The following is a 20,713-nucleotide window of genomic DNA, read 5'->3' as shown; positions in this document are numbered from 1 at the left end:
CATGACGATTCGCGACGGAGCTTCCGCCAGCGCCATTCCGCTGTTGCAGACCAAGCTGTTCCCGCCGAACGCCGGCGGACTCCCGCTGCTGCCCCGGCAGGCGCTGATCGACCGCCTGTACGAAGCCCGCGCGCGGCGCGCGCTGGTCCTCAGCGCGCCGGCCGGGTTCGGCAAGAGCACCATCCTCTGCCAGCTGCGCCTGCGTCTGCTGGAGCAGGGCGCGGCGGTGGCCTGGTTGTCCTGCGACGAGACCGACAGCGAGCCGCAGCGTCTCATCCAGTACCTGCTGGCGAGCATCCAGAGCGTGGTGCCGACCTTCGGCGGCAATACCGCCAACCTCCTGGGGGCCGATGTCGCGGTACCGCTGGAGGGTATCCTGGATGCCTTCCTCGCCGACCTGCGGCGCCTGGAGGGGCCGCTGTACCTGTTCCTCGATGATTTCCACCGGATTCGCCACGCCGCCTTGCCGCATGGCGTCCGTTACCTGGTGGAGAACCTACCCGACCATGTGCGGGTGGTCGCCTCGACCCGTTTCCGGCCGCGCTTCCTGGTCGACGAACCGACCCTCAAGCCCTGGACCTTCTGCCTGAGCGCGGAAGACCTGCGCCTTTCGCGCGAGGAAAGCGATGCCTTCCTCCTCGAACTCAAGGGGCTGGATCTGGGCGAGCGCGAGCTCAAGCTGCTGTTCAAGCGCACCGAGGGCTGGATCACGGCGCTGCACCTGGCAGCCCTGGCGTTGAGCCGCAATACCGATCGGGAAGGCTTCCTCCGTGGTCTCTCGGGGACCGAACGGAACATCGCCGACTACCTGGCCGAGGACGTACTGGCCAGCCTGCCCGCCGACCTGCAGCTGTTCCTCGACCAGACCTCGGTGCTCGACGAGTTCAACGCCGAGTTGTGCAACGCGCTGACCGGCCGCCGCGATGGCCTGGACATGCTCATGCGCCTGCAGAACGAGCAGTTGTTCGTCATCGCCCTGGACGACCAGCGCGAGTGGTTCCGCTATCACCACCTGTTCGCCGAGTTCCTCCAGGGGCGCCTGTCCCGGCATGCCGACCCGACCCCGTTGCTGCACGCGGCGGCGCGCTGGTGCGAGGGGCGCGACATGGCCGACCGGGCGATCAAGTATGCCCTGCGCGCCCGCGACTACCTGTTCGCCGCCGAACTGCTGGAGCGGCAGGGCGCGCGCCTGATCGCCGGCAACCGGGTGTACGGCATCCTCGGCATGCTCAACGGCATTCCTTCCGAGGTGATCCGCGAACATCCGGTGTTCCAGATCTTCTACGCCTGGCAACTGGCGTTCGAGCAGCGTTTCGCCGAGGCCGAGGCGCTGATCGAAGAGGTCAGCCACCGTCTCCTGCAGGGACGCGGCAAGGTCATGCATTTCGGCCTCGGTGAGTTGCTCGCCGCGGCCCAGGTGCTCAAGGCCCTGGTGCTGCTCTACCAGGACAAGCTGGAAGCCTGCCTGAAGGTCGCCCGTCACTGGCTGTCGATGGTGCCGAGCAACCAGCCGGTGTTCCGCGCCAGCCTGCTCTGCGTGCAGGCCTCGGCGTACGCCCTGCTCGGCGACTACGCCGAGGCTGCCGGCGCCATCGGTTCGGCGCGTGAGGACCTGAAGGTCGCCGACAGCGAATACCTGCAGGTGGTGACCAGCCTGATCGAGTCGCTGATCTGCAAGGAGAGCGGCGACCTGGAGCGGGGAAGGGCGATCGCCGAGTCGGCGCGCAACCGGGTCGAGCAGGTCTTCGGTCGCCGCAGCCGGGTCGGCGGTCCGCTGTCGCTGGCCTACGCCGATCTGCTCTACGAGCAGGACCGGCACGCCGGCGTGCTTGCCGAGCTACCGCTGGCGACGGTCTGGCGGGACGTTGCGACACCCGTCGAACTGCTCAGCCGCGGCCAGTTGGTGATGGCCAGGGCGCGCTTCTTTTCCGGCGCCGCCGAACAGGGCCTGGCGCAACTCGACGAGTGGCTGGGCGGCTTGCTCTCGCCTGGCTACGAGCGCGTCTACGCTCATGCCATGAGCTGCAAGGTGCAGTTCCTTCTGTGGCTGCGCCGGCCCAACGAGGCCGAACGGGTCTGCCTGCAACTGGAACGACACCTGGCCGGGCTCTCCGGCGAACGGCATGCCGACGCGCAGACCGCCCTGGTCCTGGCGGAGGCGCGCCTGGCATTGTCCGAGCGGCATGCCGAACGCGCCCAGAGCAAGCTGGAAGGCTGTCTGGCCGGCTACTCTTCGGCCTACCAGAGGGACCGGCGGCTGCGTTTGTCCCTGTTACTTTCTGTGGCGTATTGGCAGAAAGGTAACAGCGAAAAAGCCATCGGCCTGTTCCTCGCCACGCTCGAGGAAGCCTGGAATCTCGGCTACCGGCGGCTGTTCCAGGACGATGCTTTGTGGTTGCTGCCGATGTGGGAAAGCTGGCGGGAGGCGGAGCCCAAGCGCGCGGCAGCCTGGCAGGGACTGGCCGACCTGCTTCGCGAACAGTGCCGGAAACTCTCCGTGGATCCGGAGAGTTTCGATGAAAATCAGGATGTTAGCCATCGCGAACGGGAAATCCTGCGGCTGGTGGCGGCGGGCTTGTCGAATCGTGATATCGCGCAGGCGGTGCACCTGTCGGAAGCCACCATCAAATGGCACCTGCACAACCTGTTCGCCAAGCTGGGGGTGAAGAGCAGAACGCAAGCCGTACTAAAGGGTAAAAGCCTGGGGTTGCTGAGCGAGGCGTGAATATGTCCCGCCATCGCTCCATCCCTTGGATGGGCTGGCGGTGCAGGGGGTGGCCCAGTAGCTTGGAAACCGGGACGAGAGAGCATGACGCTCTACCGCATCCATGTCCGGGACACCTAGGGAAGCAGTCCCGGACCTGGAGATCGGCGAAACGCCGGTCGACCTGCCGGGGAGAGGATGCAAACGGCAGTGCCCTGGGGCAAACCACACCTGAACACTGGAGAAATAACAATGAAAAAGCACCTGTTCCTTGCAACTGCTGTTCTGGCTGCTCCCTTGCTGGCGCATGCCGACCTGAAAGCCATGGACGATGGCGCGCTGTCCGACGTGACCGGTCAGGCAGGCATCAGCATTTCCGGTACCTTCCAGGGCTCCGTGGGAGCCGTGACCTATACCGACACCGATACCAACGGCGGCTCCCTGCGCCTGGAAAGCATCAGCCTGCCGGCGCTGACCATCGATGACAGCAAGCCGCTGACCATCGACGTGGTCACCGCCGACATCGGTGGCAAGTCGACCCAGCAACTGGCCATCGGCCTGCCGGCCATCACCGGCGACGTGACCGTCGGCGCGATCAAGGTAGGCGACACCAGCGCCGCCAGCATCGGTTCGCTGACCGTTTCCGGACTGAACATGGCCGGTTCCACCATCAAGGTCTGGGGTCACTGATCCAGGCGATCCGGGTCGAGACGCGAAGACCTCGCCGAGGCATCGGCGGGGTCTTTCTCCAAAGAGGTACGACGGGGCGATGTTCGAGATTTTGCTGGGAAGTCTGATCGGACTGTTCGGGTTCACCCAGACGGTCGACACCAAGCCGCAACCGCAGGGCACGGTCAACCTCAGCCAGCCTCTGACCCCCAATGGCCCCTATCGCGAATCCGTGCAGCTGGAACCGATGAGCCAGCTGCAGTTCCGCAACGTCATCCGCCAGGCCTACGACTACAGCTGCGGCTCGGCGGCCCTTACCACGCTGCTGGACTACTACCTCGGGCGCAACCTCGAGGAACGCCAGGTCATGGAAGGGCTGCTGCGCTATGGCGAGGCCGATAAGATCGTGCAGCGCCGCGGTTTCTCGCTGCTCGACATGAAGCGCTACGCCGCTGCGCTGGGCTACAAGAGCGGTGGTTTTCGCGCCGAGTTCAGCGACCTGGACGCTCTCGAGCATCCGGCGCTGGTCCCCATCCACTATGCCGGCTTCAAGCATTTCGTGGTGGTGCGCGATGTCTACAACGATCACGTCTTCGTCGCCGATCCGGCCTTGGGCAACATCAGCTTCACCCGGACGCGCTTCGAGGAAATCTGGGACCAGAACGTCCTGTTCGTGATCTTCCCGAGTGGGCAGGAGCCCCGCAACGCGCTGGCGCTGAACGATCGCGACATGCGCCTGGTGGACGACCGCACCGTCAGCCTGCTGGCGTTCCGCGAGTTTCCGCAGATCAACAAGATCACTGAAAACCAGGTCCGTGAGCTGGGCACTGGTGGCGACGTCATACACCTGCGCACCAAGTAGCAGGTACCCAAAACAAGAACAATCTCTGGGGATAGCGCCATGAGAATCAGGGGGTACACAGGCGCAGCGGCGCTGCTGCTGTGCATCAGCGGCCTGTCCGTCGCCGAGGAGGCCTCGGTCGAGCAGGCCCGTGACGCGCTGGCCAAGAAGTCGGATGACGCCGATAGCGCCAAGGCGCTGGAAGAGGTCTTCCAGGCCGCCGAGAAGAGCTACACCTTGCTGAAGAAAGGCGAGCGGACCCTCACCTACGGTTTCGACTACGCGCTGGTGCGCGACCAGCGCCTGACCCTGGTGCCGCTGACCACCACCAGCGGCGGTACGCAGATCTACGGCCTGGCCGGCCGACAGAGCCAGTCCCAGCACACTTTCACCAATTCCTTCACATTCGACTACGGGATCTGGGACAACCTTACCTTCAGCTTCCGCCTGCCGCTGGCGGCCAAGTACGACACCGAGATGGACACCCACGCCTACAGCCTCGGCGACGTCTCCGCGACCCTGCGCTGGCAGCCCTGGGCGGCGGTGCGCGGGCGGCCGGTCACCACGCTGTACACCACCATCGGCCTGCCGACCGGCGACAGCCCCTACAAGACCAACCTGGACAAGGACATCTCCACCGGCAACGGCTACTACAGCCTGGGCTTCGGCGCGAACATGTCCTATGTGATCGACCCGGTGGTCCTCTACGGCTCGCTCGGCTACACCTGGAACCTGCCGGTGGACGACGTGCACCAGACCCTGGCCGACGACTCCCGGCTGGAGAAGGTCTCGCCCGGCAACACGATCAACTTCAACATGGGCATGGCCTACGCGCTGTCCTACGACGTCTCGCTGGCGACCTCGTACCAGATGGCCTACACGCTGAAGAACCGCTATCACACCACTGCCGGTACGTTCGAGTCGTCCGAACAGACCAGCAGCATCATGAACTTCTCGCTCGGCTTGCGGACGTCGCCGGACTACATCGTCAACGTCAACGCCGGTTTCGGCCTCACGGAAGACTCGCCGGATGTACTGCTGGGGTTATCCGTACCCCTGGATATCAAAGGGCTGAAGGCCCAGTAACCCGCGAGCGAGGCCCATTATGAAGATGCGCATTGCGCCGCTGCGGCTGGCGCTGGCAGGGGTGTGCCTGGCCTGGATTCCGCCGGCCGGCGCACAGATGGCCAACGACCTGACCATCGGCAACCCGAAAGCCATGGCTCTCGGCAACGCTGTTACAGCCGACGAGACCGGTATCGACTCGGTGCACTACAACCCGGCGGCACTGACCAGGATGAAGGGGCGCCAGGCGACCGTGAAGCTGCTGACCGGGGTGATGGATATCCGCGCCGGCTTCAAGGCGCCGCCGAACTACGGCGAAGGCACCTTCGGCCTGCGCGACGATCCGGTCGCCAACAGCCACAGCCGGACCCTGACCCCGACCATGTACCTGCCGGGGCTCGGCGGCATGACCGAAGTACCCCTGCTGGTGGCGCCGCTGGCCGGGATCTCGATCAACCCGCCGGGCTCCAAGTTCACCTTCGCCACCAACGTCTATACCCCTCAGGCGCTGGGCTACAGCCGCGACTCCGACAGCGATCCGGCGCGTTACCAGGGGCGCGAGGTATCGCTGCAGCGGCTGACCTACTTCTCGCCGACGCTGGCCTACCAGGTCAACGACGAGCTGTCGGTCGGCCTCTCGGTGGGCTTCTCCCATCAGGCAGTGGCGCTTAACCAGGACTTCCGCGCGCCCAACCAGTTGCTCGGGTTGTTGCAGCAGACCAAGGAGATCGGCTGCCTGCCGGGGATGCAGGAGATCCTCGAGGTGTTCTTCAACGTCTGTGGCGGCAACATCGGCCCGTTCCAGAACCTGGCGAACATCGATCTGGACATGCAGCAATCGCTGTCGCCGAGCTTCAACCTGGGCGTGCTCTGGGAGCCCACCGACTGGTTCGCCTGGGGCGCGACCTACCAGAGCGAGTCGCGGATGAAGCTCAAGGGCAAGTACCGGGTCGACTACGGCCAGGGTTGGCAGGGCTTCTGGACCGGGGTGCACAAGTCGCTCGGCGGTGCGATTCTCGGGCAGATGTTCCCCTACGGGAACGTCGACGAGGAACACGGCAACGCGACGATGAACATGGTCTACCCGGACGCCTTCTCCACCGGGATCCGGGTGCGACCGTTCAAGAAATGGCAATTCAACGTCGACCTGAAATGGAACGGCTACAGCGACTGGAACGAGTTCAAGATCGAGTTCGATCGCGAACTCGACCTGCTGCGCATCGCCAAATATCTCGACTCCAAGGATGCCACCAGCCACAGCATCACCCTCGACCGCGGCTACCGCGACACCTGGAGCTGGGCCATGGGCGTGCAGTACGACGTCAACGATCGCCTGCAGCTGCGCGCCGGCTATGAGTACCGGCCCTCGGCGATTCCCAAGGGCCAGGCAGACATCCTGGTGCCGATCGGCGACGCCGATCTCTACGGCCTGGGGCTGGGCTACCAGTGGGACAAGGACACGGTGATCGATGTCGGCTTCAATTACTTCGTCACCAAGCAGAGCGTCAAGGCCGACACCAGCTGCAACCTGAACTGCACCGGGCTCGACAACCTGGTGTACAACCCCTACGCGGGTCTGGACGTGGACACCACGGTGAAAGCCTATATTTTCGCCATGACCTACCGCACGACCTTCTGAGGGCTGGAACATGCGCGCATCCATCGTACTCGGCGCTGCGCTGGCGCTGCTGGGATCCCCGGCGGGCTGGGCTTCCGGCGGCCGCTACCTGACCTGGGTAGACGACAATGGCGGGGTGCACAACACCTTCGTCGACGGCCGGTTCGAGCAGCAACAACGCCAGGCGCGACAGCGCGTCGGCCAGAGCGACCAGGCGCGGGTGCTGAACAATGCGGACAATGCCACGCAGTGGCCGGGGAACAAGAGCGGGGGGAGAGCAAGCGCCGCTATTACACCTGGATCGACGCCAGCGGTAACGTGCAGAACAGCTTCTACGCCGGCGCCCAGGTCGCCGGGCAGCGCGCCGACTATGTCCTGCCCAACGGCGAGCACTCCGCCGAATACATCGATGCTGAGGCCTTCGAGGGCAAGGGCTTCGTTCGCAGCGAGAACGGCAGTCCCTACTACACCTGGGTGGACGAGAAGGGCCGCATGCACAACTCGCAGATCCCGCCCGAGGAGCGCGCGGCGCGCTTCAAGCGGGAGGCCGCGCCTTCGTCGCAGATCGCCTTCACCGAGGGCCGGCAGATCGAGTTCAAGCAGCGTCCGGCGGCGTTGCCCGGCCTGGATGGCGCCGGCCAGCAGAGCGATGCGCTGAAGGCTTTGCTCAAGGGCACCGAGATGACCATCGACGATCTCTACCAGGATCTGCAACGGCGTTGCTGCGAGCAGATCGCCGAAAGCGACTTCACCGAGCTGGATGCCGACGAACCGCGCTACGAGGAGTTGAACCGCTTTTCACCGAGCTTCGACTTTCCCATGGGCAGGAGCTTCTACGCGGCGATCCGGCTGCCGCGCTCCCAGGGGGTCTACGGCCTGCGCATCCGCAGTTTCGCCAACCGCCAGGTGGTCTACCCGTCGCTGCTGTTCCTCGACGAGCACAAGCGGCCGACCCGGCTGGTCAGCGACGCGGTGTACAAGCTGAACCCGGAAACCTGGTATCGCTACGCTTTCATCGAGGGTACGGTACCGGTGCGGGCCAATCGCGGCGAGCGCTACGTGCTGCTGCTGACCACCGACGAGGACCGCTCGCTGCAAACCCTCGACAACAAGCCGTTCAAGCGTCCGTTGCAGGACCTGGCGGTAAACGAGGCGGGTATGCAGGTGCACGAGCACGCCCGGCAGGGCAGTTTCGAGTTGGCCGTGGTGCGTTGAAATCCGAGACATGAAAAAGCCCGGCCGGAGCCGGGCTTCTTCATACTGGAAGCACGTCAGCCCTGTTGCTGCTGGACGTGGCCGAACAGCTGCTGGGAGAAGCGTACGCGCTCTTCCGCGGACTCTTCGATGCCTTTCGCCTTGAGTTCTTCCAGTCGCGCCTCGACGGCGTGGCAGCGGTGCACCAGGCCGCTGTCGTTGGCGATCTGGATGTTCAGGCCCGGGCGGGCGTTGAGCTCGAGGATCAGCGGGCCTTTCTCCTGGTCGAGAACCATGTCCACGCCGATGTAGCCGAGGCCGGACAGCTCGTAGCAGCCGGCCGCCAGCTTCATGAAGCCGTCCCAGTTCGGCAGTTGCACGCCGTCCACCGCGTTGGTGGTGTCCGGGTGCTTGGCGATCTTGTTGTTCAGCCAGGTGCCGCGCAGAGTGACCCCGGTGGCCAGGTCGACGCCCACGCCGATGGCGCCCTGGTGCAGGTTGGCCTTGCCGCCCGACTGGCGGGTCGGCAGGCGCAGCATGGCCATCACCGGGTAGCCCATCAGCACGATGATGCGGATGTCCGGCACGCCTTCGTAGCTGATGCTCTTGAAGATCTGGTCGGGGGTCACCCGGTATTCGATCAGTACGCGGTCGCGATGACCGCCGAGGGAGTAGAGGCCGGAGAGGATGCTCGAGATGTGGTGCTCTATCTCCTCGTGGCTGACGATCTTCCCCGAAACGGTCTTGTAGCGGCCCTCGAAACGGTCGGCGATCACCATGATGCCGTCGCCGCCGGCGCCCTGCGCCGGCTTGATGACGAAATCGTTGTGCTCGCCGATGATCTCGTTGAGCTTGTCGATGCCTTTCTCGGTCTCGATGATGCCGTACATCTCCGGCACGTGGATGCCGGCCTCGAGCGCGCGTTCCTTGGTGATGATCTTGTCGTCCACCACCGGATACAGGTGCCGCTTGTTGTACTTCAGGACGTAATCGGCATTGCGTCGGTTGATGCCCATCACGCCTTTGGCGGTCAGGTCTTTCCAGGTCTTCCAGATCGACATGGTTCAGTCCTTGAGCAGGGCCTTGAAGCGGAACAGCTCGGTCAGGCGGTAGCCGCGGTAGCGGCCCATGGCGAGCATGAAGGCGACCAGGATCAGCAGCACGGCCGGGAAGGTGAAGATGAAGTACACCAGTTCCGGGATGCGCATGAGGATGTGCGCCAGCGATGCCGCGAACAGGGTGCCGATGGCCACCTTCATCGCATGGCCGCCGCCGCGCTCTTCCCAGGTGATCGACAGGCGTTCGATGGTCATGGTCAGGATCACCATCGGGAACAGGGCGATCGATAGGCCGCTCTCGAAGCCGAGCTTGTGGCTGAACAGGCTGATCACCGCGATCATCACCACCACGAAGGTCAGCACCACCGACAGTCGCGGCAGCATCTGCAGTTTCAGATGCTCGAGGTAGGAGCGCAGCGACAGGCCCAGCGCGGTGATCACCGTGAACAGGGCGATACCCCATTGCAGGCCGGTTTCGCGGAAGGCCAGGGCGATCAGCACCGGGGTGAAGGTGCCGAGGGTCTGCAGGCCGATCAGGTTGCGCAGGATCAGGATCACCAGCACGCCGATCGGGATCATGATCATGATCTGGAAGGTTTGCTGGGTAGACAGCGGCAGGCCGTACAGGGAGTACTCGAGGAAGGCCGCCTCGGTGTTCTCGTCGGACAGCTTGGCCAGGCGGATGGCGTTCATCTCGCTGCTGTTCAGGCTGAAGCTGACCTGGGCCTTCTTGCCGCCGTCGATGCTCATCAGCGGTTCATCGCCGAGCCACCAGATCAGGCGGTCGGAGGGCAGGCCCTGCTCGCCGGTGACCACGTTGAAGTACAGCCAGTTCTCGCCGTTGAAGCTGCGCAGCCAGAGTTCCGGGCTCTGCTGCAGGTCGGCGACCAGGCGGATGGTATGGACCCGCTCCATCGGCACGTGGGCGATGGACAGCAGGGTCTCGACGATATGCGCTTTCTTTTCCAGGCTGGTGTCGCCGGCCATCAGCAGCTTGACGTTGTCGTCGTTGCCGTTGTTGGCGCGCTTGATGGCTTCGCTGACGAAGGTCTCGACGTCCGCCGAGTGCTGGCGGATCGGTGCGAGCAGGGCTTCGGCGGCGATCTTTTCCGGGCCTTCCAGGGGCAGGCTGTCGCGGAAGATCGGGCCTTTCTCCTTGGTCTTCTCGCCGGTGTAGCGCTTGGTCAGCACCAGGCGGTAGTAGAGGGTCTGCTTGCCGTTGGCGCGGCGCGCGGACCAGGTCACCTTGCGGTTGCCGTCGGCGCGATTGATGCTGACGCCGTAGTTGTTGGAGACGAAGCTTTCGTTGAGGCTGACATAGTCCTGGCTCAACGGCGGAACGAACATCTGCACCTTGACCGGGGTTTTCGGCGTGGCGACGAAGTCGACCTTGGCATCGATGTTCCAGAGATCATCGGTTTCGGCTTCGGTGACAGGAATACCCTGGACGAAAATCTGATAGGCAGTGATCGCCACGCCCAGGGTCAGGAGAATGGCGATCAGGACTTTCAGATGCAGGTTGAGAGAGCGCATGTGGTTTACTCAGCAGGTTTTGCATCAGGTTTGCAGCCGGGTTTCCCGGCCGAGTATTTCAGGCTCGGATCGACCAGCGCATCGAATTTCTTCAAGGCTTCCGAGCCGATCAAAAGCGGGTATTGGAATGCACTTCGGTCGGTCAGGTTCACTTCGATGGTGCGAATCGCCTTGCCCATGCAGACCTGCAGTTCGATCACCGGTCGGGCGGTATAGGCCTTGCCTTCGTCCGGATTGAAGTCGCCATGGCGGCGCTTGATCTTGCTGATCCGCGCCAGGGGCTTCTCGATCGGGGTGTCGTCAGCGTTGTCGGTGGCCAGGTAGAAGCGCACCCAGGTCTCGCCGTCGCGCTTGAAGCGCTTGATGTCGCGGGCGCTGAGGGAGGCGGTCTTGGCGCCGGTATCGAGCTTGGCGGCCAGTTGGATGTCCGGGTCACTGATACGCGCGTATTCGTTCAGGCCGTAGACCGTCTTCTCGGCGGCTACGCTCAGGCCTGGTACGGCGATGAATAGGTAGAACAGGGAGGCTAAGGGCTTGAGTTTCATAAGTCCTGGTTGGTGTCGCGTTCGGCGGGTCGATCTTGCGATCGCTGTCCAGTCCGTGACGGAAAACCCTGCGTCATCGGCCCGCGCTCGGCTGGCCGGCATGCCGGGCGCCCCGCCAGGCGCATGCGGGCCGGATTCTATCATGCGGATTTTCGCCAGCGACAGCCGCTTATGCCACTTGGTCGGGGTTTCGCTCCCTGCATGAAACAAAATCCCGTCCCGGGGCTCGAAGCGTTACCGGAAGCCGGCAAGCAGTTCTGCCGGCGCTGGCCGGAGGCCCTGGAAGCGCTACTTGAAGCGCCGCTCGACGCCTTTTTCGACGAGGATCTTGGCGGAAATCTCTTCCACCGAGAAATGCGTGGAGTTGATGTAGGCGATGTTCTCGCGGCGGAACAGGCTTTCCACCTCGCGCACTTCGAACTCGCATTGGGCGAAACTGGCGTAGCGGCTGTTGGGCTTGCGTTCGTTGCGGATCGCCGTCAGGCGGTCGGGGTCGATGGTCAGGCCGAACAGCTTGTGCTTGTGCTGCTTGAGGGCGCTGGGTAGCTGCAGGCGCTCCATGTCCTCTTCGGTCAGCGGGTAGTTGGCGGCACGGATGCCATACTGCAGGGCCATGTACAGGCAGGTGGGGGTCTTGCCGCAGCGCGAGACGCCGACCAGGATCAGGTCGGCCTTGTCGTAGTAATGGGTGCGGGCGCCGTCGTCGTTGTCGAGGGCGAAGTTCACCGCCTCGATACGGTCCATGTAGTTGGAGTTGTGGCCGATCGAGTGGGACTTGCCGACAGAGTAGGAGGAATCGGCGGAAAGCTCCTGTTCCAGAGGCGAAAGAAAGGTGGCGAAGATATCGATCATGAAACCGTTGGATTGCGCCAGGACCGCCCGTATGTCGCGGTTGACGATGGTGTCGAAGATGATCGGGCGGGCCCCGTCCGACTCGGCAGCATTGTTGATTTGCTGTACCATGGCGCGCGCTTTTTCTTCGGTATCGATGTACGGTCTCGTCAGTTTGACGAAGCTGATGTTCTCGAATTGTGCCAGAAGGCTTTGGCCCAGGGTCTCGGCGGTGATGCCGGTGCCATCCGAGATGAAGAATGCGGTTCGTTTCATTTGCACCGAAAGCCTTAAGGTAGGAACGATTCTTGGCTATGATAGGCCGCGCGTTGTCAGAGGCCTTTCTGTCGCAGCATTGTCACTTATTTCTAAGGGCCAGGCCAGAATCCAGCGGAGCTGCTCCTGGCCCCGCTTGAGCTTTTCCAATTCAATAGTGGAGAGATCACCTTGGTAGAGTACGTAGTTTCCCTCGATAAGCTCGGCGTCCATGATGTAGAGCATGTGGGGGGCAAGAACGCATCCCTCGGCGAGATGATCAGCAACCTGGCCGGTGCCGGCGTTTCCGTACCCGGCGGCTTTGCCACCACCGCCCAGGCCTACCGTGACTTCCTCGAGCAGAGTGGCCTCAACGACCGTATCCATGCGGCGCTGGACGCACTGGACGTCGACGACGTCAGCGCCCTGGCCAAGACCGGCGCGCAGATCCGCCAGTGGGTGATGGAGGCCGAGTTCCCGGCCCGCCTCGACAGCGAGATCCGCCAGGCCTTCGCCGCCCTGGCCAACGGCAACGACAACCTGGCCGTGGCCGTGCGCTCCTCCGCTACCGCGGAAGACTTGCCGGACGCCTCGTTCGCCGGCCAGCAGGAGACCTTCCTGAACATCCGTGGCGTGGACAATGTGATCCGTGCCGCAAAAGAAGTCTTCGCCTCCCTGTTCAACGACCGCGCCATCGCTTACCGCGTGCACCAGGGCTTCGACCACAAGCTGGTCGCCCTGTCCGCTGGCGTGCAGCGCATGGTCCGTTCGGAAACCGGCACCGCCGGGGTGATGTTTACCCTGGATACCGAGTCGGGTTTCCGTGACGTGGTATTCATCACCGGCGCCTATGGTCTCGGTGAGACCGTGGTCCAGGGCGCGGTGAACCCCGACGAGTTCTACGTGCACAAGCCGACCCTGGAGGCCGGTCGCCCGGCGATCCTGCGCCGCAACCTGGGCAGCAAGGCGATCAAGATGGTCTATGGCGAAGAGGCCAAGGCCGGTCGCTCGGTCAAGGTGGTCGACGTCGAGCGTGCCGACCGCGCCCGTTTCGCCCTGAGCGACGCCGAGGTCACCGAGCTGGCCAAGCAGGCCATGATCATCGAGAAGCACTACGGCCGCCCCATGGATATCGAATGGGCCAAGGACGGTGACGACGGCAAGCTGTATATCGTTCAGGCCCGCCCCGAGACCGTGAAGAGCCGTGCCAGCGCCACCGTCATGGAGCGCTACCTGCTGAAAGAGAAGGGGACCGTCCTGGTCGAGGGTCGCGCCATCGGCCAGCGTATCGGCGCCGGCCCGGTCAAGGTGATCAACGACGTGTCGGAAATGGACAAGGTCCAGCCGGGCGACGTCCTGGTCTCCGACATGACCGATCCGGACTGGGAGCCGGTGATGAAGCGCGCCAGCGCCATCGTCACCAACCGTGGCGGGCGTACCTGCCACGCCGCGATCATCGCCCGCGAGCTGGGCATTCCGGCCGTGGTCGGTTGTGGCAACGCCACCCAGGTCCTGCAGGACGGCCAGGGCGTGACGGTTTCCTGTGCCGAAGGCGATACCGGCTTCATCTTCGAGGGCGAGCTCGGCTTCGACGTGCGCAAGAACTCGGTCGACGCCATGCCTGAACTGCCGTTCAAGATCATGATGAACGTCGGCAACCCCGACCGCGCCTTCGATTTCGCCCAGCTCCCGAACGAAGGCGTGGGCCTGGCCCGCCTCGAGTTCATCATCAACCGCATGATCGGCGTGCACCCCAAGGCGCTGCTGAACTTCGCCGGCCTGCCGGCGGATATCAAGGAAAGCGTCGAGAAGCGCATCGCCGGCTATCCCGACCCGGTCGGCTTCTATGTCGAGAAGCTGGTCGAGGGCATCAGCACCCTGGCCGCGGCCTTCTGGCCGAAGAAGGTCATCGTGCGCCTCTCCGACTTCAAGTCCAACGAGTACGCCAACCTGATCGGCGGCAAGCTCTACGAACCGGAAGAAGAGAACCCGATGCTCGGCTTCCGCGGCGCATCGCGCTATATCAGCGAATCGTTCCGCGACTGCTTCGAACTGGAGTGCCGGGCGCTGAAGAAGGTCCGTAACGAGATGGGCCTGACCAACGTCGAGATCATGGTGCCGTTCGTACGTACCCTGGGCGAGGCGAGCCAGGTGGTCGAGCTGCTGGCCGGTAACGGTCTGAAGCGCGGCGAGAATGGGCTGAAGGTCATCATGATGTGCGAACTGCCGTCCAACGCCCTGCTGGCCGACGAGTTCCTCGAATTCTTCGATGGCTTCTCCATCGGCTCCAACGACCTGACCCAGCTGACTCTCGGCCTGGACCGCGATTCCGGCATCGTCGCCCACCTGTTCGACGAGCGCAATCCGGCGGTCAAGAAGCTGCTGGCCAACGCCATCGCCGCCTGCAACAAGGCCGGCAAGTACATCGGCATCTGCGGCCAGGGCCCCTCCGACCATCCTGACCTGGCGCGCTGGCTGATGGAGCAGGGCATCGAGAGTGTCTCGCTGAACCCCGACTCGGTGCTGGACACCTGGTTCTTCCTCGCCGAAGGGCAAGAGCACCAGGCCTGAGCGCTCCTCGCTGTATCCGGAAAGGGCGGGTAACACCGCCTTTTTTGTGTCTCCAGTCCAAGATAAGCATGCAAAGCAGTAGTCGCCTCTTTCCTGTCGCCCTGGTCAGCGCCGAGCTGCGCGCCGACCTCACCGAAGACATCTACCGCCTGAAGCCCGGCAACAGCCCTGACGGCAGCGTCGAGCTGGTCGTCACCCGCCTTGGCCAGCAGGCTGCCGGCGAGCGTCGCGGGGTGCCGGTGATTCTCCTGCATGGCAGTTTTTCCAATCGGCGCTTCTGGTATTCGCCGCGTGCGCTCGGGCTCGGTCCCCATCTGGCGCGGGCCGGATTCGACGTCTGGCTGCCGGAAATGCGCGGCCACGGCTTGTCGATCCGCAATGACGGCTACCGGGGCAACCGGGTTGCCGACTATGCGCGCCACGATCTGCCGGCGATCGCCGACTTCATTCATGAGCAGAGCGGGCAGCCGGCGCACTGGATCGGCCACTCTCTGGGTGGCGTGGTGCTGGCGGCGGGCCTGGGGGGAGGGTATCTGGACCAGGCACGGATCGGCTCCGTAGCGCTGTTCGGCAGCCAGGTCAGCACCGCGCACTGGTTGTTCAGGTTGCCGCTGGCGGCCTGGGTCGCGCGCCTGCTGCTGCGTCGTGTCGACGCAGTCTCCGGGAGCCGCTGGCGACAGGGGCCGGAAGACGAGCCGGTCGGGGTCGCCCTGGAGGTCTTGCGCTGGCATGGTCTGTTCGGGCGTTTCGGCGAGCCGGGCAACGACTGGTGGACGGGGCTGGCGGCGGTCGATGTGCCGCTGCTGGCGGTGGCCGGTGCGGGGGACCGCCAGGACCCGCCCTGGGCGTGCCGCAAGTTGTTCGAGCGGTTTGCCTCGGCGGAGCGCGAGTACCTGCTGCTCGGCCGCGAAGAGGGGTTCGTCGAGGATTACGGGCATATCGAGATGCTGGTAAGCAAGGCCGCGCAGCGGGAGGTATGGCCGCTGGTCGAGCGCTGGCTGCGCCAGCGTTCGGCGGTGCTGGAGGAAACCGTGCGGAGTCGGGCGCTAGACGTATCGGAAGCCGGTCTCAGCGGCTAACATGTGACGCAAACAGTGGCTCCGGTCACGTCGGCGCCGCCTGAACGGGCGGGTGTGGCAGCCGGATCCGCGCGAGCCTGAACTTCACCCACAGGAGCTTCCTCATGCATTACGTCACTCCCGATCTGTGCGATGCCTATCCGGAACTGGTCCAGGTCGTCGAACCGATGTTCAGCAACTTCGGCGGTCGCGATGCCTTCGGTGGCGAGATAGTGACCATCAAGTGCTTCGAAGACAATTCGCTGGTCAAGGAGCAGGTCGACAAGGACGGCAAGGGCAAGGTCCTGGTCGTCGATGGCGGCGGCTCGCTGCGTCGTGCTTTGCTTGGCGACATGCTCGCCGAGAAGGCGGCGAAGAACGGCTGGGAAGGCATCGTCGTCTACGGCTGCATCCGCGACGTCGATGTGATCGCCCAGACCGAGCTCGGCGTCCAGGCCCTGGCCAGTCATCCGATGAAGACCGACAAGCGCGGGATTGGCGACCTGAACGTCGTCGTGACCTTCGGTGGCGTCACTTTCCGTCCCGGCGAATTCGTCTATGCCGACAACAACGGCATCATCGTTTCCCCGCAGGCGCTGAATATGCCCGGCTAAGGCTGTTTTACGCAGGGTTCCCGGCCCCGGCGACGCAGGCAGTGTCCCGGGGCTTTTCGTAGGAGTGAACCCCATGAGACAGTCCTGGTCTCAGGGTTGACTTTAAGCTTGTGCCGCAAGTCCATGAATTGACTGAAGCCAGTCTTCTGCTTTTACTGTCGGAATGGTCGTTTTGCCAAGGGAAGCGCAATGCCAGCGTATGAGTCAGGTAACGAGCGCGGTCTGATCTATGGCTACGTCCTCGATGGGCGTGGCGGTGGCCGGCGCGTCGGCCGCAATGAAATTGCCGTGCTCGACCTTACGCCCGATGAGAGCCTCTGGTTGCACTGGGACCGGGGCGTACCCGAGGCGCAGGCCTGGTTGCGTGATTCCGCGGGACTGAGCGAATTCGCCTGCGACCTGCTGCTGGAGGAGGCGACCCGCCCCAGGCTGGTGGACCTCGGCGCGGAAAGCCTGCTGGTATTCCTTCGCGGGGTGAACCTGAACCCGGGCGCGGAGCCGGAGGACATGGTGTCGCTGCGGGTCTTCGCCGATGCTCAACGAGTCTTCTCCCTGCGCCTGCGTCCGCTGAAGGCGGTCGCCGACCTGCGCGCGGACCTGGACGCGGGAAAGGGGCCGAGGACGGCCTCGGAAGTGGTCTACTATCTCGCGCATTATCTGACAGACCGTGTCGACACGCTCATCAGTGCGATAGCCGACCAGCTCGACGGGATCGAGGAGCTGGTCGAGGCGAACGAACGGGCCAGTCCCGACCAGCACCAGTTGCGCACCTTGCGCCGTCGCTCGGCCGGATTGCGTCGCTACCTGGCGCCGCAGCGCGACATCTACTCGCAGCTGGCGCGCTACAAGCTGTCCTGGTTCGTCGAGGACGATGCCGACTACTGGAACGAACTGAACAACCGGCTGACCCGCAATCTCGAGGAACTCGAGCTGATCCGGGAACGCATCAGCGTGTTGCAGGAGGCCGAGTCGCGACGAATCACCGAGCGGATGAACCGCACCATGTATCTCCTTGGTATAATCACCGGCTTTTTCCTGCCGATGAGTTTCGTCACCGGCCTGCTGGGAATCAACGTCGGCGGCATTCCGGGAGCGGATGCCCCGCACGGGTTCTGGCTGGCCTGCCTGCTGATCGGCGGGGTCGCCACGTTCCAGTGGTGGGTATTTCGTCGGCTGCGCTGGCTTTGACGTGACCAGCGCGGGGAAGAGGGCGTCACCCCCTCGTACAGACATGAGGTGCGCATGCACGATCCGTTCGAAGAGTCCCTGCGGGACCTGCTCAAGGCTTCGGCTCCCCAGCCGGACGACGACGCGCGTCTGGGCCGGGTATTGAAGACGGCCAACCGCCAGGTCGGCGCCGGGGACCTGTTCAGCCTGATGGGGCACTGGTTGCAGGCGCTGATGATCGGCATCAACAACGGCTCGCCACACCTGGCGCCGGTTTCCCGTCTTTCCGCGAAAAACGCATCTGCTGCTGACAAGGCTGAGTGAACATGCAATTCGATATCTGGACCCAGAGCCTGCTGACCGCGATGAACACCCTGTGGGGCAAGCTGGCAGGTTTCATTCCCAACCTGCTCGGCGCCCTGGTGGTCGTGCTGCTCGGTTTCGTCATCGCCAAGCTGCTCGACGCCTTGCTCTCCAAGCTGCTCGCCAAGCTCGGCCTGGATCGTCTGATGGGCGGTACCGGCCTGACCAAGCTGCTGGCCCGGGTCGGCATCCAGGTTCCGGTGTCGACGCTGGTCGGCAAGATCGTCTACTGGTTCGTGCTGCTCGTATTCCTGGTCTCCGCCGCCGAGTCGCTCGGCCTGCAGCGGGTCTCGGCCACCCTGGATGTCCTCGCCCTGTACCTGCCCAAGGTGTTCGGCGCGGCCCTAGTGCTGATCGTCGGCGTGCTCCTGGCGCAACTGGTCAACAGCGTGGTGCGCGGCGCGGCGGATGGCGTCGGCCTCGAATACGCCAACGGCCTCGGGCGAATCGCCCAGTGGCTGGTCATCATCATCAGCATCTCGGTGGCGGTAGGGCAGCTGGAGGTCAAGACCGACCTGCTCAACTACATCATCGCCATCGTCCTGATCACCGTGGGCCTGGCCGCGGCGCTGGCCCTGGGCCTGGGCAGCCGCGAGGTGGCCGGGCAGATCATCGCGGGAATCTACGTCCGCGAACTGTATCAGGTCGGACAACAGGTGAAAGTGGGCGACATCGAAGGCACTATTGAAGAGATAGGTACGGTCAAGACCATCCTGCTGACGGAAGAGGGAGAGCTTGTGTCACTGGCCAACCGTCTACTGCTCGATCAGCGAGTTACCAGCCGCTGATCCTGGAGAGATAATGGACGTGGCTGCTCTGCAGGGCGGCCCGGCTTACGATATGACTGGCCTGATCTCACTTGAATAAGCCTCACCCCCTGTCACAGCGGTATGACCCACGCCAGCTTTCCGACGAAGAGCTGGTCGAGCGTGCGCACTCGGAGCTGTTCCACGTGACGCGCGCCTACGAGGAATTGATGCGGCGTTACCAGCGCACGCTGTTCAACGTCTGCGCCCGCTACCTGGGCAACGACCGTGACGCGGACGACGTGTGCCAGGAGGTGATGCTGAAAGTTTTGTACGGCCTCAAGAACTTTGAGGGCAAGTCGAAGTTCAAAACGTGGCTATATAGCATCACGTACAACGAGTGCATCACGCAGTACCGCAAGGAGCGCCGAAAGCGCCGATTGATGGATGCGCTCAGCCTCGACCCGCTGGAGGAGGCTTCCGAGGAGAAGTCGCCGAAGGTGGAGGAACGGGGCGGATTGGACCGTTGGCTCGTCCATGTCAATCCGATTGATCGGGAGATTCTGGTTCTTCGCTTCGTCGCGGAACTGGAGTTTCAGGAGATAGCGGATATCATGCACATGGGTCTGAGTGCGACGAAAATGCGCTACAAGCGGGCACTGGACCGCCTGCGCGAAAAGTTTTCAGATGCGACCGAAACATAGTTGGGTAAATATTGTCTCTCTATGCGGGAAGTTCTGATAAACTTGCCACCCAAGTTGTGCGGCTGATTGTTGGACAACTAACTGACCATCAAGATGGGGATTTAACGGATGAAACTGAAGAACACCTTAGGCGTTGTCATCGGCTCGCTGGTTGCCGCTTCGGCAATGAACGCCTTCGCCCAGGGCCAGAACTCGGTAGAGATCGAAGCCTTCGGCAAGCGCTACTTCACCGACAGCGTTCGCAACATGAAGAACGCTGACCTGTACGGCGGCTCGATCGGCTACTTCCTGACCGACGACGTCGAGCTGGCTCTGTCCTACGGTGAGTACCACGATGTTCGTGGCACCTACGAAACCGGCAACAAGAAGGTCCATGGCAACCTGACCTCCCTGGACGCCATCTACCACTTCGGTACCCCGGGCGTAGGTCTGCGTCCGTACGTGTCGGCTGGTCTGGCTCACCAGAACATCACCAACATCAACAGCGACAGCCAAGGCCGTCAGCAGATGACCATGGCCAACATCGGCGCTGGTCTGAAGTACTACTTCACCGAGAACTTCTTCGCCAAGGCCAGCCTCGACGGCCAGTACGGCCTGGAGAAGCGTGACAACGGTCACCAGGGTGAGTGGATGGCTGGCCTGGGCGTCGGCTTCAACTTCGGTGGTTCGAAAGCCGCTCCGGCTCCGGAACCGGTTGCCGACGTTTGCTCCGACTCCGACAACGACGGCGTCTGCGACAACGTCGACAAGTGCCCGGACACCCCGGCCAACGTCACCGTTGACGCCAACGGCTGCCCGGCTGTCGCCGAAGTCGTACGCGTACAGCTGGACGTGAAGTTCGACTTCGACAAGTCCAAGGTCAAAGAGAACAGCTACGCTGACATCAAGAACCTGGCCGACTTCATGAAGCAGTACCCGTCCACTTCCACCACCGTTGAAGGTCATACCGACTCCGTCGGTACCGACGCTTACAACCAGAAGCTGTCCGAGCGTCGTGCCAACGCCGTTCGTGACGTACTGGTCAACGAGTACGGTGTGGAAGGTGGTCGCGTGAACGCTGTCGGTTACGGCGAGTCCCGCCCGGTTGCCGACAACGCCACCGCTGAAGGCCGCGCTATCAACCGTCGCGTTGAAGCCGAAGTAGAAGCCGAAGCCAAGTAATCGGCGGAGCCTTCAA

Annotated in this window: 17 protein-coding genes and 1 pseudogene; 14 read left to right on the top strand and 4 right to left on the bottom strand. The window is 63.6% G+C overall.

Annotation, left to right across the window (positions count from 1 at the left end; translation table 11 throughout):
- Position 1: 1 nt before the first annotated feature.
- From B7D75_RS16235 to B7D75_RS16205, 6 genes and pseudogenes are all read left to right on the top strand, one after another.
- A complete protein-coding gene (locus tag B7D75_RS16235; protein ID WP_012076202.1) occupies positions 2–2,725 on the top strand; it encodes a LuxR C-terminal-related transcriptional regulator in 2,724 nt (907 codons plus the stop codon).
- 231 nt (positions 2,726–2,956) lie between these two features.
- Positions 2,957–3,394, top strand: a complete 438-nt coding sequence (locus tag B7D75_RS16225) for a DUF6160 family protein (RefSeq protein ID WP_003152910.1) — start codon at positions 2,957–2,959, stop codon at positions 3,392–3,394.
- Positions 3,395–3,473: 79 nt separating this feature from the next.
- On the top strand, positions 3,474–4,235 hold the full coding sequence (locus B7D75_RS16220) for a C39 family peptidase (protein WP_003098072.1): 762 nt from the start codon (positions 3,474–3,476) through the stop codon (positions 4,233–4,235).
- Between the two features lie 39 nt (positions 4,236–4,274).
- A complete protein-coding gene (locus B7D75_RS16215; RefSeq protein WP_107114222.1) occupies positions 4,275–5,300 on the top strand; it encodes a transporter in 1,026 nt (341 codons plus the stop codon).
- A gap of 19 nt (positions 5,301–5,319) precedes the next feature.
- Complete coding sequence (locus tag B7D75_RS16210) at positions 5,320–6,918, top strand: outer membrane protein transport protein (RefSeq protein ID WP_079741318.1); 1,599 nt, start codon at positions 5,320–5,322, stop codon at positions 6,916–6,918.
- 10 nt (positions 6,919–6,928) lie between these two features.
- A pseudogene (locus tag B7D75_RS16205) lies at positions 6,929–8,112 on the top strand (MalM family protein).
- Between the two features lie 56 nt (positions 8,113–8,168).
- Here B7D75_RS16205 and B7D75_RS16200 read toward each other — a convergent pair.
- The 4 genes from B7D75_RS16200 to ppsR all read right to left on the bottom strand — a co-directional run bounded on the left by B7D75_RS16200 (position 8,169) and on the right by ppsR (position 12,334).
- A complete protein-coding gene (locus B7D75_RS16200; protein ID WP_003120311.1) occupies positions 8,169–9,152 on the bottom strand; it encodes an alpha-L-glutamate ligase-like protein in 984 nt (327 codons plus the stop codon).
- Between the two features lie 3 nt (positions 9,153–9,155).
- Positions 9,156–10,682: an osmotic stress tolerance membrane protein RloB gene (gene rloB / locus B7D75_RS16195; protein WP_012076197.1), complete on the bottom strand. Its 1,527-nt coding sequence runs from the start codon at positions 10,680–10,682 to the stop codon at positions 9,156–9,158.
- 5 nt (positions 10,683–10,687) lie between these two features.
- Positions 10,688–11,227 (bottom strand): retropepsin-like aspartic peptidase RloA, encoded by a 540-nt coding sequence (rloA, locus tag B7D75_RS16190; RefSeq protein WP_107114221.1) that lies wholly within the window; start codon positions 11,225–11,227, stop codon positions 10,688–10,690.
- Between the two features lie 288 nt (positions 11,228–11,515).
- Positions 11,516–12,334 carry a posphoenolpyruvate synthetase regulatory kinase/phosphorylase PpsR gene (ppsR, locus tag B7D75_RS16185; protein ID WP_003152915.1) on the bottom strand — a complete coding sequence of 273 codons (819 nt, stop codon included), beginning with the start codon at positions 12,332–12,334 and terminating at the stop codon, positions 11,516–11,518.
- A gap of 171 nt (positions 12,335–12,505) precedes the next feature.
- On the opposite strand from ppsR, the gene ppsA reads away from it, so the two are divergent.
- The 8 genes from ppsA to oprF all read left to right on the top strand — a co-directional run bounded on the left by ppsA (position 12,506) and on the right by oprF (position 20,697).
- Entirely contained in the window at positions 12,506–14,884 is a 2,379-nt protein-coding gene (gene ppsA / locus B7D75_RS16175) for a phosphoenolpyruvate synthase (RefSeq protein ID WP_107114220.1), read from the top strand.
- A gap of 68 nt (positions 14,885–14,952) precedes the next feature.
- Positions 14,953–15,963: an alpha/beta fold hydrolase gene (locus tag B7D75_RS16170; protein WP_012076194.1), complete on the top strand. Its 1,011-nt coding sequence runs from the start codon at positions 14,953–14,955 to the stop codon at positions 15,961–15,963.
- A 104-nt stretch (positions 15,964–16,067) separates the two neighbouring features.
- Entirely contained in the window at positions 16,068–16,556 is a 489-nt protein-coding gene (gene rraA, locus B7D75_RS16165) for a ribonuclease E activity regulator RraA (RefSeq protein ID WP_003152917.1), read from the top strand.
- A 189-nt stretch (positions 16,557–16,745) separates the two neighbouring features.
- Positions 16,746–17,744 (top strand): zinc transporter ZntB, encoded by a 999-nt coding sequence (locus B7D75_RS16160; RefSeq protein WP_043101496.1) that lies wholly within the window; start codon positions 16,746–16,748, stop codon positions 17,742–17,744.
- Positions 17,745–17,792: 48 nt separating this feature from the next.
- On the top strand, positions 17,793–18,047 hold the full coding sequence (locus tag B7D75_RS16155) for a hypothetical protein (protein WP_023443014.1): 255 nt from the start codon (positions 17,793–17,795) through the stop codon (positions 18,045–18,047).
- Positions 18,048–18,049: 2 nt separating this feature from the next.
- A complete protein-coding gene (locus B7D75_RS16150; protein WP_033997249.1) occupies positions 18,050–18,874 on the top strand; it encodes a mechanosensitive ion channel family protein in 825 nt (274 codons plus the stop codon).
- A gap of 71 nt (positions 18,875–18,945) precedes the next feature.
- Positions 18,946–19,536, top strand: a complete 591-nt coding sequence (gene sigX / locus B7D75_RS16145) for an RNA polymerase sigma factor SigX (RefSeq protein WP_003098059.1) — start codon at positions 18,946–18,948, stop codon at positions 19,534–19,536.
- 108 nt (positions 19,537–19,644) lie between these two features.
- Complete coding sequence (oprF, locus tag B7D75_RS16140) at positions 19,645–20,697, top strand: outer membrane porin OprF (protein ID WP_003087843.1); 1,053 nt, start codon at positions 19,645–19,647, stop codon at positions 20,695–20,697.
- Positions 20,698–20,713: the final 16 nt, after the last annotated feature.

This window comes from Pseudomonas paraeruginosa (genome assembly GCF_003025345.2).
Taxonomy (GTDB): domain Bacteria; phylum Pseudomonadota; class Gammaproteobacteria; order Pseudomonadales; family Pseudomonadaceae; genus Pseudomonas; species Pseudomonas paraeruginosa.
Note: the sequence above shows the minus strand (reverse complement) of the source record. Positions and strands in the feature narration are given on the sequence as shown.